At 72.7% G+C, this 13,259-nt stretch carries 13 protein-coding genes; 8 read left to right on the forward strand and 5 right to left on the reverse strand.

Features of this window, described 5'->3' with window-relative positions; genetic code table 11:
• Positions 1–13 precede the first annotated feature (13 nt).
• The gene (locus tag BKA14_RS06955; RefSeq protein WP_239092420.1) at positions 14–1,540 is read left to right on the forward strand and encodes a GGDEF domain-containing protein; all 1,527 of its coding nucleotides are present in this window, start codon (positions 14–16) and stop codon (positions 1,538–1,540) included.
• On the opposite strand, the gene BKA14_RS06960 is transcribed toward BKA14_RS06955, so the two are convergent.
• The gene (locus tag BKA14_RS06960; RefSeq protein ID WP_184950084.1) at positions 1,513–2,172 is read right to left on the reverse strand and encodes an alpha/beta fold hydrolase; all 660 of its coding nucleotides are present in this window, start codon (positions 2,170–2,172) and stop codon (positions 1,513–1,515) included. The two genes, BKA14_RS06955 and BKA14_RS06960, sit on opposite strands and share 28 nt — an antisense overlap.
• A gap of 373 nt (positions 2,173–2,545) precedes the next feature.
• Here BKA14_RS06960 and BKA14_RS06965 point away from each other — a divergent pair, with 373 nt between their 5' ends.
• Entirely contained in the window at positions 2,546–2,911 is a 366-nt protein-coding gene (locus BKA14_RS06965; RefSeq protein WP_184950085.1) for a hypothetical protein, read from the forward strand.
• A 358-nt stretch (positions 2,912–3,269) separates the two neighbouring features.
• On the opposite strand, the gene BKA14_RS06970 is transcribed toward BKA14_RS06965, so the two are convergent.
• Both BKA14_RS06970 and BKA14_RS06975 read right to left on the reverse strand, forming a co-directional pair.
• On the reverse strand, positions 3,270–3,860 hold the full coding sequence (locus BKA14_RS06970; protein WP_203721960.1) for a GNAT family N-acetyltransferase: 591 nt from the start codon (positions 3,858–3,860) through the stop codon (positions 3,270–3,272).
• 29 nt (positions 3,861–3,889) lie between these two features.
• Positions 3,890–4,993, reverse strand: coding sequence for an epoxide hydrolase family protein (locus BKA14_RS06975; protein ID WP_184950086.1), 1,104 nt, complete (start codon positions 4,991–4,993; stop codon positions 3,890–3,892).
• Positions 4,994–5,233: 240 nt separating this feature from the next.
• On the opposite strand from BKA14_RS06975, the gene BKA14_RS06980 reads away from it, so the two are divergent.
• On the forward strand, positions 5,234–6,154 hold the full coding sequence (locus BKA14_RS06980) for a S66 peptidase family protein (RefSeq protein ID WP_184950087.1): 921 nt from the start codon (positions 5,234–5,236) through the stop codon (positions 6,152–6,154).
• Here the strand turns inward: BKA14_RS06980 and BKA14_RS06985 are convergent.
• A complete protein-coding gene (locus tag BKA14_RS06985) occupies positions 6,147–6,338 on the reverse strand; it encodes a VOC family protein (protein ID WP_203721959.1) in 192 nt (63 codons plus the stop codon). The genes BKA14_RS06980 and BKA14_RS06985 overlap by 8 nt on opposite strands.
• A 35-nt stretch (positions 6,339–6,373) precedes the next feature.
• Here BKA14_RS06985 and BKA14_RS06990 point away from each other — a divergent pair, with 35 nt between their 5' ends.
• Together BKA14_RS06990 and BKA14_RS06995 are read left to right on the forward strand one after the other, a co-directional pair.
• The gene (locus BKA14_RS06990; RefSeq protein WP_184950088.1) at positions 6,374–8,287 is read left to right on the forward strand and encodes a hybrid sensor histidine kinase/response regulator; all 1,914 of its coding nucleotides are present in this window, start codon (positions 6,374–6,376) and stop codon (positions 8,285–8,287) included.
• Between the two features lie 20 nt (positions 8,288–8,307).
• Positions 8,308–8,763, forward strand: a complete 456-nt coding sequence (locus BKA14_RS06995) for an NUDIX hydrolase (protein WP_184950089.1) — start codon at positions 8,308–8,310, stop codon at positions 8,761–8,763.
• Positions 8,764–8,767: 4 nt separating this feature from the next.
• Here BKA14_RS06995 and BKA14_RS07000 read toward each other — a convergent pair whose 3' ends face one another.
• On the reverse strand, positions 8,768–9,037 hold the full coding sequence (locus tag BKA14_RS07000) for a hypothetical protein (RefSeq protein ID WP_184950090.1): 270 nt from the start codon (positions 9,035–9,037) through the stop codon (positions 8,768–8,770).
• 351 nt (positions 9,038–9,388) lie between these two features.
• Here BKA14_RS07000 and lhgD point away from each other — a divergent pair, with 351 nt between their 5' ends.
• The 3 genes from lhgD (at position 9,389) to BKA14_RS07015 (ending at position 13,248) form a co-directional block, all read left to right on the forward strand.
• Entirely contained in the window at positions 9,389–10,579 is a 1,191-nt protein-coding gene (lhgD, locus tag BKA14_RS07005) for an L-2-hydroxyglutarate dehydrogenase (protein WP_184950091.1), read from the forward strand.
• A 198-nt stretch (positions 10,580–10,777) separates the two neighbouring features.
• Positions 10,778–11,641 carry an SAM-dependent methyltransferase gene (locus BKA14_RS07010; RefSeq protein ID WP_184950092.1) on the forward strand — a complete coding sequence of 288 codons (864 nt, stop codon included), beginning with the start codon at positions 10,778–10,780 and terminating at the stop codon, positions 11,639–11,641.
• The gene (locus tag BKA14_RS07015; protein ID WP_184950093.1) at positions 11,638–13,248 is read left to right on the forward strand and encodes a putative bifunctional diguanylate cyclase/phosphodiesterase; all 1,611 of its coding nucleotides are present in this window, start codon (positions 11,638–11,640) and stop codon (positions 13,246–13,248) included. Before BKA14_RS07010 ends, BKA14_RS07015 begins: the two co-directional genes overlap by 4 nt.
• The last annotated feature ends 11 nt before the right edge of the window (positions 13,249–13,259 follow it).

Consider the following 13,259-nt stretch of genomic DNA (forward strand, 5'->3'; position numbering starts at 1 on the left):
CGATAGCGACGGAGTGAAGCAGCACCGGTCGGGTCTCGTCGCGCTCCGTCGTGACCCCGTCATCCTCGCGGCCGCCCTCTGGGCCCTGGCCGGGAGCGTGGCGTTGTTCGCCCTGACCGGGCAGGCCAACCGGCAGGTGCAGGTGTTCTGGCTGCTGCAGGCCCCGATGGACGTGCTGATGGCGTACACGTCCTGGCGGGTCCTCCGCCTGACCACCGGGCCGGCCCGCCGCTTCTGGGCCGTGCTGGCCGGCGCGGCGGCCCTGTTCACCGTGGGCGACACCACGCAGGTGGTCATCGCGCTGCGCGGCCACGACCAGTGGTCGACCGTCGGCGGCACGACCCAGAGCGCCCTGTTCGCTCTGGGCGTGGTCGGGCTCATCGTCGTCATGCTGCTGCACCCGATGCCCGGCCGCACCGGGCGCGAGAAGGTGGCGTTCTGGCTCGACGCGACGACCGTGCTCATCGGCGGCGCCGTCGTGGCCTGGTGCTTCGCCGTCGGCCCGGACTCCCAGGGCGACGTCGTCAGCATCCTGGCCAGCGGCGCGGTCATCCTCACCTCCGGGTTCGCCGCGGTCAAGCTCGTGCTCAGCGGCAACGCCCCGATGCACCGGGTCGCGGCCACGCCGATGGTCGTCTCGGCCGCCGTCAACACGCTCGGGTTCTTCCTGGCCCCCGGGGCCGACGGGCCGATGCCGGCCTACGTCTACGTCGTCCGCTTCCTGCCCTCGATGCTGCTGCTGCTCGGCCCGCGGCTGCAGGAGATCGTGGCGCGCGAGACCGATGCCGCCGTCTTCGCCGCGCGCCGCCGTAAGCCCTACAGCCTTCTCCCGTACGGGTCGATCGCCGTGGCCTTCGTGGCCGTGCTCGTCGTCCTGCCCGCCGGCCCCGACCCCCGCCTGTGGGGTGCGATCACCGGGCTCGGGCTGATCTTCGTGCTCGTCGTGTGCCGCCAGCTGGCCGCCTTCCGCGACAACACGCGCCTGATCGAGCAGCTCGACGCCACCCTGGCCGAGCTGCGCGAGCACGAGACCCGGCTGCGCCGGCAGGCCCAGACCGACGGGCTGACCGGCCTGACCAACCGCACCCACTTCTACGACGAGGTGGGGCAGTCGCTGGCGCGGCCCGAGCCCACGACGGTGCTGCTGATCGACCTGGACGGGTTCAAGGCGGTCAACGACACCCTGGGCCACGCGGCCGGCGACGCGCTGCTGGTCGGGGTGGGCGAGAAGCTGCGCGCCGCGGTGCGCGCCGGTGACCTGGTGGCCCGGCTCGGCGGCGACGAGTTCGCGGTGCTGCTGCACGACTGCGCGGGCCCGGACGCGGCGCCCACGGCCGAGCGGATCCTGCGCGAACTGGGCGTGGCCGTGCCGTTCGAGGACACGGCGGTCTGCGCCAACGCCAGCATCGGCATCGCCTGCGCCGCCCCCGGCGACGACACCAGCTCCCTGCTGCGCCGCGCCGACCTGGCCATGTATTCGGCCAAGCACGACGGCAAGGGCCGCTGGAAGCTTCACACCCTGGCCACGGCCTCGACGTAGGAGTCGAGGAGGGCGGCCAGCTCCCGCGGGCGACTGAGCGCCGGGGTGTGGCCGCTGTCGATCTCGTCGGGGGTGATGCCGAGCCGGTCGTGGGTGACGCGGCGCAGATACTGCGGCGGGAACAAGCGGTCGTCGCGGCCCAGGACCACGCGGGTCGGCACGCCGGGCCAGGTGGTGAGCGGTGACGGCTCACCCAGCCGGGCCTCGGACTGGTGTCTGCCGTGCTCGACCGCCGCGGCGGCCAGGGCGGGCGGGACGTCCTGGTAGAAGACGGCGATCGTGTCGCCGCCCGGCTCCTCGTCGTAGCCGGTGTTCGCAAAGTAGTCGGTGACCGCCTCCCCGGGCGCCGGGATCATGGGCGCGACCAGCACGAGCAGCGTGGCGGGCACCCGCTCGCAGACGAGCGGCGCGGTGAACCCGCCCAGCGACTGGCCCACGACAACCAGATTCCCCGTACGGTCGCCGACCGCCCGGACGACGGCGTCGGCGTACTCGACCAGGCCTGCCGCGTCGTCGTCGCACGGCAGATCGGGGGCCACCGTGTCGTGGCCGCGCCCGCGCAGCTCGGCCTCGACCAGATGCCAGTACCACCCGGCATCGCCGGCGCCGTGGATCAGTGCGAAGGTCGCCATGCTCTCATAGTGCCGCAGTGACGTGCGTCCGCTGGTTCATGGCCGGGCACGGGCCGTGGTGCCACGACGAGCTCGACGACCGCCGGTGGTCCCAGCGCCACGTCGAGCAGCGCGACCGCGACCACGTCTTCCTCGCGACGGCTGCGATGGCCGAGACCCTGCACGCCCGCGACACCGGCGGGTGGCGGGCGGTCGCGGCCTACGAGCACGTCTACGGCATCAGCCGTAGACGCCGCTACTCACCCCCGGGGACGCCACCCCATTGCACATCACGCCCCTCACCGCCGTCGAGTTCGAGCGGGTCCGGACGGCGGCCCGGGCCGCGCGCGGCTCTAGGGTGGACCAGAGTTGTGGTCGGAGAGGGAGTGCCGGGATGGAACCTGACGAGCGAACGTGGGACGACCTGGCCGCGGAAGCGCATGAACGCGGGCAGCGAGCCGGCCGGCGGGCGGCCCAGGCGCGGGAACGGGTGGCCGAGATCGAGGAGCGCCTGCACGCTCCGGGCGGTTCGGGTTCGGACGCGCAGACCGCCGAGCGGGCGGCCGGACACGCCGACGACGGCCGGGAGCGATCGGTGGCGGCCCATCTGGCCGCGGCCCGGGGACACGAGTTGGCCGAAAAGGCCCATGAGCGAGCGGCCGTCACCGACCCGGCCCGGGCCGCCGAGCATCACCAGCACGCGCAGCGCCACCACACCGAAGCCGAACAGCACCGGCAGGAGGCGGAAAACGACAGCTGACCCGCCTCGGCTCAACCCGCGCCGACCGGGCGGCCGGCCTCGGCCCGGTGGTCCGGCCGCCTCGCCCCGTTCGGGGCCGGGGTCAGTCGAACCAGGCGATCAGGCGTACGCCCGTGGGGTCGAAGCGGTCGGGCAGGGCCCGCAGCACGGCGCAGACGTGCTCCCAGCCGGTGCCGGGGCCGAGCACGTCGTGCCGGGTGACCTGCTCGTAAGTGAAGGTGGTGGTGCCGCGCTGCCAGGTGCCGTAGCCGTCGAGCGGGGGCCGCCCGTACTCAGCCAGGCGATCCAGGTGCTGCCGTGCATCGCCGGCTCGGTGCGCGCGTCGTTGTCGTAGCGTTCGCGCACCGGGGTGGACACGTCACCCGTCGCCGCGGATGCGGGCGTGCAAGTGCATGTCGTGGCGGAGGCCGTCGGCGTGCACGGCCTCGCTGCGCTTGGTGCCTTCGAGCGCGAAACCGGCCTTGACGGCGACCCGGCAGGAGGCGTTGTTGCGGGTCGAGTGGCTGAGCTCCACGCGGTGGAAGCCGGCCTCGCCGAAGGCCCACGCGCTGACCGCGGCCAGCGCGCGCGGGGCGACGCCGGAGCCGCGGGCGGCGGGCAGCACCCAGTACGCGAAGACCGCGTTACCCTCGTGCAGGTCGAACTGTCCCAGCGCCATCCGCCCGAGCACCTCGTCACCGTCGCGGGTGACCGCCCAGCTGGCGCCGCGTTCCTGCTGCCAGCCCTCCCGGTACTGCTCGAACCACGTCCGGACCTCGTCCTCGGAGGCCGGGATCCGGCCGTGCCACCGCTGGATGGCGGGATCCTGGTAGGCGGCCAGGAAAACGGGCGCGTCGGCCGTCCTCCACGGCCGCAGGACCAGGCCGTCCGATGTGGTGAGCGTGGGCTGCGGACGCGCGGCGAGGCGGCCGGACGGGATGGTGGGCGGGATGATCCGGGGTGCGGTCACGAACTGATTCTCCGGTCGGACGAGGGATCTCAGCGGTAGGGGCGAAAGAAATCGCGGAGCTCGCGCGCGTACGCCTCGGGCTGCTCGAACGGAGCGAAGTGCCCGCCCCGCGGGACCTCGTTGATGCGGACCGTGTTGGCGACGCGGTGGAGCCAGGCGTGCGGCGGGCGGACCACGTCGCCGGCGAACAGGGTGAAACCGGATGGGACCTCGACACGGCGCTGCAGCTGGGCCGGGTCGATGGCGGCGTTGGCGTGATACATCCGGATCGACGAGCCGATCGTGCCGGTGAGCCAGTAGATAGTGACGTTGGTGAGGAGGTCGTCGCGGGTGAAGCTGTACCCGGGGTCGCTCCACGCGTGCATCTTCTCGACGATCCAGGCGGCCAGGCCGGCGGGGGAGTCGTTGAGGCCGACGGCGGCTGTTTGCGGCTTGGTGCGGTGCATCATCCCGTACGCCCCCTCCCGCGCGCCCCACTCGGCGGCGTGACGCAGGAACTCACGCTCCTCGCGGCTCAGCGAGGCCGGGTCGCCGGTGAAGACGGGCAGGCCCACGTCGGTGCGGTGCACGGCGGTGACCCGATCGGGGTGGTCGAGGGCCAGGTAACGCGCCACGTGGCTGCCCATGTCGCCGCCCGCGGCCCCGAACCGGCGGTGGCCCAGGTCGGTCATCAGGGCGGCCCACAGGTCGGCCACGTCGATCGCGTTGAGCGGCTGGGCGGGCCGCGCGGAATACCCGTAGCCGGGCATGTCGGGGACCACGACGTCGAACGCGTCGGCCGGGTCGCCGCCGTGCCCGCCCGGGTCGGTGAGCAGCGGGATCACCTTGAGGTAGCGCCAGAACGAGTCGGGCCAGCCGTGGCAGAGCACCAGCGGGAACGGTGCCGGGCCGACGCCGCGGGCGTGGATCGCGTGCACGCCGTTACGCCGTACGTGCGGGAATTGATCGAGCGCCGACTCCTGCGCACGCCAGTCGAAACCGTCGGCCCAATATGCCACCAAGTCACGCAGACAGGCGACGTCGATGCCGAGCTCCCAGCCCGCCTCCTCGGGCATGTCGGGCCAGCGAGTGGCCCGCAGCCGGGCCCGCAGATCGTCGAGCGCGGCCGCCTCGGCCGGGATCACCTTCGGCATGGGCCGACCATAGCCGTCCGGAGCGAACCGTACTGTCCCGATTCACTCCATCGATGACCGTTGCTGGTAGCCCGGCCGGCACGGCGAGCGCAGCGGGCAGAGCCGGACGGTCAGGCGCAGGGTGTGCCGTTCAGGGTGGATGCGGCGGGGACGGCATTGTGCGTGGTCCGGCGCGGCCGGCATCGAGGACGGCGGAGCGGGTCATATGGGCGCGGGTCGGCTGGGAAGTAGGCTGCGGCCATGGTCAGAGCGGGACGGCTGGTCGAGGGCGACCTGGTGGTGTTGCTCTCGCCGTCGGGGGCCAGCGAGCCCGGGCGGGTGGCCGGCACCGTGGCGGCGTTGGAAGGGTGGGGCCTGCGGGTTCGGCTGGGGGAGCACGCCGGTGGGCGGCATCTGTTCTTCGCGGGCACCGATGACCAGCGGCTGGCCGACCTGAACGCGGCGCTGCGGGATCCCGAGGTGCGGGGAGTGTTCTGCCTGCGCGGGGGTTACGGGATGCAGCGGATCGTGGATCGGGTCGACTTCGCGGCGGTGCGCGACGATCCCAAGGTGGTCATCGGGTTCTCCGACATCACCGCCCTGCATGTGGCGCTGTGGCGGGAGGCGGGACTGGTGACGGTGCATGGGCCGACCGCGGGGCAGTTCGAGCGGGGGCCCGGATCGCTCACCGTGCGGGCCGCCCGGCGCGCGGTCACCACGAGCGAGCCGGTCACCGTGGTCGCGGACGACGGCGAGCTGACCCACGGCGTACGGGTGGAAGGGGTGGCCGAAGGAAAGCTGCTCGGCGGGAACCTGGCCATGCTGGCGACGACGGTCGGAACCCGGCACGCGCTCGACACCGACGGCGCGATCCTGCTGCTGGAGGACGTGGACGAGGAGCCCTACCGGGTGGACCGCATGCTCGTGCACCTGCGGCGGGCCGGCTGGCTCGACGGGGTGCGCGGGATCGCGCTCGGGCAGTTCACGAACTGCGTCGGCGGGAACCCCAGCTACCCGCCTGTCGCAGACGTGCTGCGCGACCAGCTCACCGCACTGGGCGTGCCGGTGCTGGGCGGCCTGCCGATCGGGCACGGCGACGAGCAGGTCGCGGTCGGCCTCGGCGTCAGCGCGCGGCTGGACACCGAGGCCGGCACCCTCGTGGCCGGCCCCGCGGTCACCTGAGCTGTTTCGCGGACCACACCATCAGCTCGTTGCCGCTGGGGTCGGCGAAACGGAAGCGGCGGCCGCCGGGAAACCCGTAAGGCCCCTCGACGACGCGGCCGCCGGCGGCGCGCACGGCCTCGGCCGACGCGTCGAGGCCGGAGGAGACCAGCATGCCGGGGAGTCCGCCCCCGGGGTACGACATCGCCGGGACGGGCTGAATTTCCCGTCCGGGCTCAGATGCCCCGGACGGCCGCCGAAGAGACGATCGTGCCGGAACAGCTCTACATCCTGGGCAACCTGGTGATCATGGTCGCGTACGCGTCCATCATGACGGCCATCCTGGTGCCGGTGATCCGGGCGAAACAGTTGTGGAGCAACAAGCTCGCCGTGACCACCTCGATGATCTTCTTCAGTTGCGCGGTGGGTCATGGGCTGCACGCCTTCATGGCCATCCGCGCCTCGCAGGACGGCGGGCACGGGCATCTGCAGCCCGGCTGGGAGTGGCCCTCGGCCGCCTGGGACCTGTTCACCGCGCTCGTCGGCGTCTACTACTGGACCCTGCGCCGCAGCTACAAGGTGCTGCTGGGTGGCTCGATCTTCACCTCGCCCGGCGAGCAGCACCGGATCTCCGAGGCCGACGCCCGCGAGCAGGCCGCCCGCAACGCGGCCGAGAAGCACCGCGCCACCCTGGCCGCAGTGGTCGAGCACACCGACGACGCGATCATCGGCGTGAACCTGGAGGGCCGGGTCACCGCCTGGAACCGCGGCGCCGAGCGGTTGTTCGGCTACAACGCGGGCTCGGCCATCGGGCAGCCCATGTCGATCTTCTCGGGTGACTCGGCCGCGGCCGACCAGATGGCGATGATCGCCCGTGTCCGGCACGGCGAGCGCGTCCACTACGAAGCCCGGCGCGTGCACCGCAACGGCTCACCTCTGGAACTGTCGATCAACATGGCGCCGATCCGCGACACCGTCGGCGTGGTCACCGGCGTGTCGGTCACCGCCCGCGAGATCAGCGCGCTCAAGGCGGCCGCCGACGAACGCCGCGCCGACGAGGACCGTGCCCACCAGGTCCAGCGCATGGAAAGCCTGGGCAAACTGGCCGGCGGGCTGGCCCACGACTTCAACAACATCCTCGGCATCATCGTCAACTACACCGAGTTCGCGATCGACGAGACCGCGGACAAACCCGCCGTACGGGAAGACCTCGAGCACGTCCGAGCGGCGGCCGACCGGGCCCAGGACCTCACCCGCCAGCTGCAGACCTTCACCCGCGGCGCCGGGGGCCGGCCCGTCGACGTCGACCTCACCGTCGCCCTCGAGGACGCCCGCGCCCGCCTGGAACCCCTGGTCGGCGAGAACATCACGATCGTGGCCCGCCCCGGACCGGGCCCGATGATCGTGCACGCCGACCCCGGCCAGCTCCAGAGGGTGATCGAGCAGCTGGCCACGAACGCCCGCGACGCCATGCCCGACGGCGGCACCCTGGTGCTCGAGGCCGACATCGCCGGTGACCAGGCCCGGCTGCTCGTCTCCGACACCGGCACGGGCATGCCCCCCGACGTGGCCGACCGCGTCTTCGAGCCGTTCTTCACCACCAAGGCGGGCAAGGGCGCCGGGATGGGGCTGGCCGCCGCCTACGGCATGGTGACCGAGGCCGGCGGCACGATCGCCGTCTACTCCGAGCCCGGCGTCGGCACCACGTTCCGCGTCAACCTGCCGCTGGTGAAAGTGATGACGGCACCCGAGACCGGCACTCTGCCTCCGTCCGGCGACGGCCGTACGATCCTCGTCGTCGAACACGAACCCGCCCTGATGCGTGCGGCCACCCGGATCCTGACCGTGGCCGGCTACCGGGTGATCGCGGCCGCCACCGGGCCCGAAGCCCTGGTGGTGGTGGGAGACCGCACGGTGGACGCCCTCATCACCGACGTCGTGATGCCCGACATGACCGGGCCGCGCCTGGCCGAACTGCTGCACGAACGCGCGCCCACCCTGCCGGTGATCTTCATGTCCGGCTACAGCAGCGGCATGCTCGACGCGACCGGGCAGCTCGACCCGGCCGCCCCCTTCGTCGAGAAGCCGTTCACGGCGCACGACCTGCTGACCACTGTGCACCGGGCACTGCACCGCACGCCGTCGGCGGTCTGACGGTGAACTAGGCTCGGCCCGTGAGTTTCCGCCTGGCCGCGTACGCCGTTTGCCTCGACGACGACCGGGTGCTGCTGGCCCACTACCGGGGCAGCCACTGGACGCTGCCCGGCGGAAAGGTCGAGCCCGGCGAAGACCCGTACGACACGGTGACCCGCGAACTGTCCGAGGAGACGGGCCTGGAAGGCTCGGTCACGCGGCTGCTCGGCGTCGACTCGCGAGTGATCCCGGCGGCCGAGGCCCTGGCCGGGGCCGAGCATCACAACGTGGGCGTCTTCTACCTCGTACGGGTCACCGGCGGTCTGTTGCGGGCCGAACCGGACGGGGAGACCGCTGTGTCGGTGTGGACGCCGCGCGCGGAGGTGACCGGGCTGGCCCGATCGGGTCTCGTCGACGTCGGGCTGGCCCTGGCCCGCGACGAGCCGGCGACCGGGCACGTCGCGCCGGTGCCGGTCGGGGGACTGGTGCGGCACTGACCGCTCAGGCGCCCTGTTCGTTGTCATGGGCCTCGGTCGCGGCGGCCCGGCCCATCGCCTCGGACATGCGGCGAGCCTGCTCCTCGTGCTCGTCGATCTGGTGGTGCACGGCCGCGGTGATCTCATCCCAGGACAACGCCGATCGTGAGTGGAGCAGCAGGGCGTAGACGATCTCGTCCATGTCCTCGGGGTTGAGCGGCAGGTGCCAACGCTGCACGAACGGCATGAACGCGACCAGTGCGCGGATCAGGTCGTCCTGGCCGGGTTCCGTCACTGATCGCTCCGGCCGGTCCGGTTCGGCCCGCTCGGGTAGCGCCCCCACCGCATAACCCCCCACCGCGTAACCCGCCGCACAGCCCGCACAGCCCGCACAGCCCGCACAGCCCGCACAGCCCGCACAGCCCGCCCTCCCAGGGGGCCACCGCCACCCCCCATTCTTCCCGATTTCGCTGATCTTGCGGGGCCGGCCTGTGGACAACTCTGCAATGTGGACAACTGCAGATGATCTTCGAGGGGGCCTAGGGTCGTCTCGGCAGCAGTCGGAAGGCGATCCGGACGGGGACGGAAGGACGAAACGAGGGCGGCGGTGGTCGCGATCGTGGTTGTGGTGGTGAGGGGAGGGCCCGTGCGGGACGAGGTGGTCGGGATCGTCGGGGCCGGCATTGTCGGCCTGGCCGTCGCCAGGGAGCTGACGCGGCGAAGGCCTGGCCGCAAGGTGGTGGTGTTCGAGAAGGAGGACCACGTCGCGGGGCATCAGACCGGGCACAACTCCGGCGTCGTGCACGCGGGCCTCTACTACGCGCCGGGAAGTCTCAAGGCGACCCTCTGCACGCGGGGACGCGCGCTGCTGCGGGAGTTCTGTCAGGAGAAACGGATCCCGTACGACGAATGCGGGAAGCTGGTCGTGGCCGTCGAAAGCGGGGAGACGACGCGGCTGGAGGCGCTGGCCGAGCGGGCCGGCGCCAACCTGGTGCCGGGGTTGCGCCGGGTCGGGGCGGGCGAGATCCGGGACATCGAGCCGTACGCCGCCGGCCTGGCCGGGTTGTATTCCCCGCGGACGGCGATCACCGACTTCGCGGCGATCGCGCGGGCCTTCGCCGACGACGTCGTGGCGGCGGGCGGGGAGGTCAGGCTCGGGTTTCCCGTCGACGCGGTCGAGGCCGGTCCCACGGTCCGGTCCCGGCGGGCGGCGCAGCGGGTCGACCACCTGATCATCTGCGCCGGCCTGCAGGGGGATCGGCTGGCCGAGCGGGCCGGTGACACGAACGGGCCGAGGATCGTGCCGTTCCGGGGTGAGTACATGCGCGTGCGCCCGGCCAAGGAGCAACTGGTGCGCGGCATGATCTATCCCGTTCCGGATCCGCGCTACCCGTTCCTCGGCGTGCACTTCACCCGGCGGGTGGGCGGCGGGCTCGAAGTCGGTCCCAACGCCGTGCTGGCCGCGGCCCGTGAGGGCACAGTGTCGATGTCCGACCTGGCCGCCACCATGAGCTGGCCGGGCACGTGGCGGATGGCCGCGCGGCACTGGCGGACCGGGCTGCACGAGCTGCACGGCTCGGTGTCGAAACGGGCCTACATGCGAAGGGCCCAGCTGTACGTGCCGGAGATCGGGGCGGCCGACGTGGTCCGGGGCGGGTACGGCGTACGGGCGCAAGCTCTTGATCGTGACGGGAGCCTGGTGGACGACTTCCGCATCCACCGGCTCGGCCCGGTGACCGCCGTGCGGAACGCGCCCTCGCCTGCGGCCACCTCGAGCATGGCCATCGCCGGTTACGTCGCCGACGCCGTCTTCGGGCGTGCGGGTCCGGATCCTTAGGGGGCCGATCGAGCGGAAGGCGGCCGCGTGGCCCCGGGCCAGGCCGGCGCCGCTCCCGGAGCCGAATGGGGCAGGACGCCTGCACGGAGGACGCGTTCCAGCGAGGTTTCACCGCACGATCGGGCATCGCACAGATCGACATTCGGCAATCACTCCACTGTGGCCACTAGGCTGTGTCCCGAGGCGAGTGGGGAGAAGATGACCGAATCGTACGGGTGGGTGCCGGAGGGTGTGGACATCTCGGTGCCGGACGCGTCGCGCGTCTACGACTACGCGCTGGGCGGCGTGCACAACTTCGCCGTCGACCGGGAGTTCTGGCATCGGGCCGAGCGGATGTTCCCCGGCGCGCGCCTGGTCGCGCGGGCCAACCGGGCCTTTCTGGGCCGGGCGGTGCGCCGGCTGACCGAGCTGGGGGTCCGGCAGTTCCTCGACATCGGTTCGGGCATCCCCACGCTGGGCAACGTGCACGAGGTGGCGCAGGAGGCCGACCCCGAGGCCCGGGTGATGTATGTCGACATCGACCCGATCGCCGTGCAGCAGAGCCGCAGCCTGCTCACCGGCAACCCGTACGCCCGGGTGATCGAGGGCGACCTGCGCAAGCCCGACGGCATCCTCTACCACCCCGAGGTGCTCGACCTGTTCGACTTCTCAGAACCGGTCGCCGTGCTCACCGTGGCCGTGCTGCATTTCGTGCCCGACGAGGCCGACCCCGCGGGCCTGCTGCGCCGGCTGGGTGAGCCGCTGGTCTCCGGCAGCTATCTGGTCGTCTCCCATCTCGGCCCCGAGCCGACACCCGAGGGTCGCGAGGCGCAGGAGCGAGCCCGGCAGTTGTACGAGAAGACGCCCACCCCGGTCGTGATCCGCACCCGGGAGCAGGTGGCCGCGCTTCTCGGTGCCGACTTCGAGCTGGTCGAGCCGGGTGTGGTCAGCGCGACCGAGTGGCAGCCCGACCCCGACGAGGCCGGCGACCCGCCACAGCCGACCGCCCTGGTCGCGCTGGGCCGGAAAAGCGATGCCGCGCGGGAACCCGACGTCGCTGGGGAACGAGACGCCGCGTCATGACTCTCGACGAGCTCACCGACGCCTGGTTGCGCGGGGTCGCGGCCGCGGGTTTCGTCCCCGGCGTCCGCGCCCGGGCCCGCGCCGCGCTGCGTGACCTGCTCGAGGAGTTCGTCGCGGCCGTCCGGGCGGAGCCGTTCGATCCCGCCCCGGGCCATCGGATCGGCGCCGAACTGGTCGATCTCCGCATGTCGGCGCCCCCGGTGCTCGGCACGACCGTCCATCTGCTGGCCGCCCACCTGCCCGCGACGCTCGGCGGCGGCGACCCGGTCCGCGCCCGGGTCCTGGCTCTGCTGGACAGCCTGGTCGTCGGTTTCGTCGCGGCTCAGCGCGACGCTGCCGTGCGCGCGGCCGAGGAGATGAACCGCTCCGAGAAGATCCATTGGCGGGCCGTGCAGCTCGACCTGCAGCGCCGCCTGCAGCAGGCCGTGCTGCACCGGACCGACACCGGTCTGCCCAACGAGCAGCATCTGCGCAAGACCCTGGCCGAGCTCGACGGCGACCAGCGGCTGGGCCTGCTGCTGCTCGGCCTCGACCGGTACGACGAGCTGGCCGACACCGTGGGCCAGGACCAGGGCGCCCGCCTGCTGGCCGCGGTCGCGCGACGGCTGCGGCCGCTGGGCGTTCTGGCGCATCTGGCCGACGACCGGTTCGCCGTGCTGGTCACCGGCACCACCGGCCCCGACGACCTGATCAAGGTGGCCGATCAGGCGGGCCGGCTGCTGGCCGCGCCGTTCCCGATCGACGGTCACCGCCTGCACGTCAACGCCTGCATCGGCCTGGTCGAGGGTCCGGTCGCGGGCAGCGATCCCGACGGCTGGCTGCACGACGCCCGGCTGGCGCTGCGCTGGGCGCGGCACGACCGCCGTGGCCCCGAGCTCTTCGACCCCGACCGGGCCGCCGCCGAGCGCCGCCGGCACCGGCTCGCCGCGGAGATGCCGGCCGCCCTCGACCGCGGCGAGTTCGTGCTGCACTACCAGCCCCTGGTGCGGCTCGCGGACGGCGTGATGATCGGCGTCGAGGCGCTGGCCCGCTGGAACCGGCCCGGCGCGCCCGGGCCCCAGCAGTTCATCGGGGTGGCCGAGCGGACGGGCCTGATCCGCCGGTTGGGCCGCGTGCTGCTCGAGCAGGCCTGCCGGCGGGGCGCGGCGGCGGATCGTGAGCTGCTGATCAGCGTCAACCTGTCGCCGGTGCAGCTGGCCGGGCCCGGGCTGGTGGCCGACGTGGCCGACATCCTGCACCGTACGGGTCTGCCCGCGGCCCGCCTCCAGCTGGAGATCACCGAGACGGCCGAGGCGCTGCCGTACCGGGCGGTGCTGACGGCGCTGGGCGACCTGGGCGTCCGGCTGGCCCTGGACGACTTCGGCACCGGTTACTCCAGCCTGGCCGTGCTCACCGGCCTGCCGTTCACCGAGGCCAAGCTGGCCGCCGAGTTCCTCGCGGGGGCCGGGCACGGCGGGGTGCTGCGCCATGTCATCGAGGCCTGCCACACGATGGGTATGACTGTCACCGCCGAGGGTATCGAGACCGCCGAGCAGGCGAACGTCCTGCGCGAACTCGGGTGCGACCACGGTCAGGGCTACCATGTGGGCCGACCAGCGCCCTGGTGAACCGGGAGGGA

It is taken from the genome of Paractinoplanes abujensis, from assembly GCF_014204895.1.
Taxonomy (GTDB): Bacteria; Actinomycetota; Actinomycetes; order Mycobacteriales; family Micromonosporaceae; genus Actinoplanes; species Actinoplanes abujensis.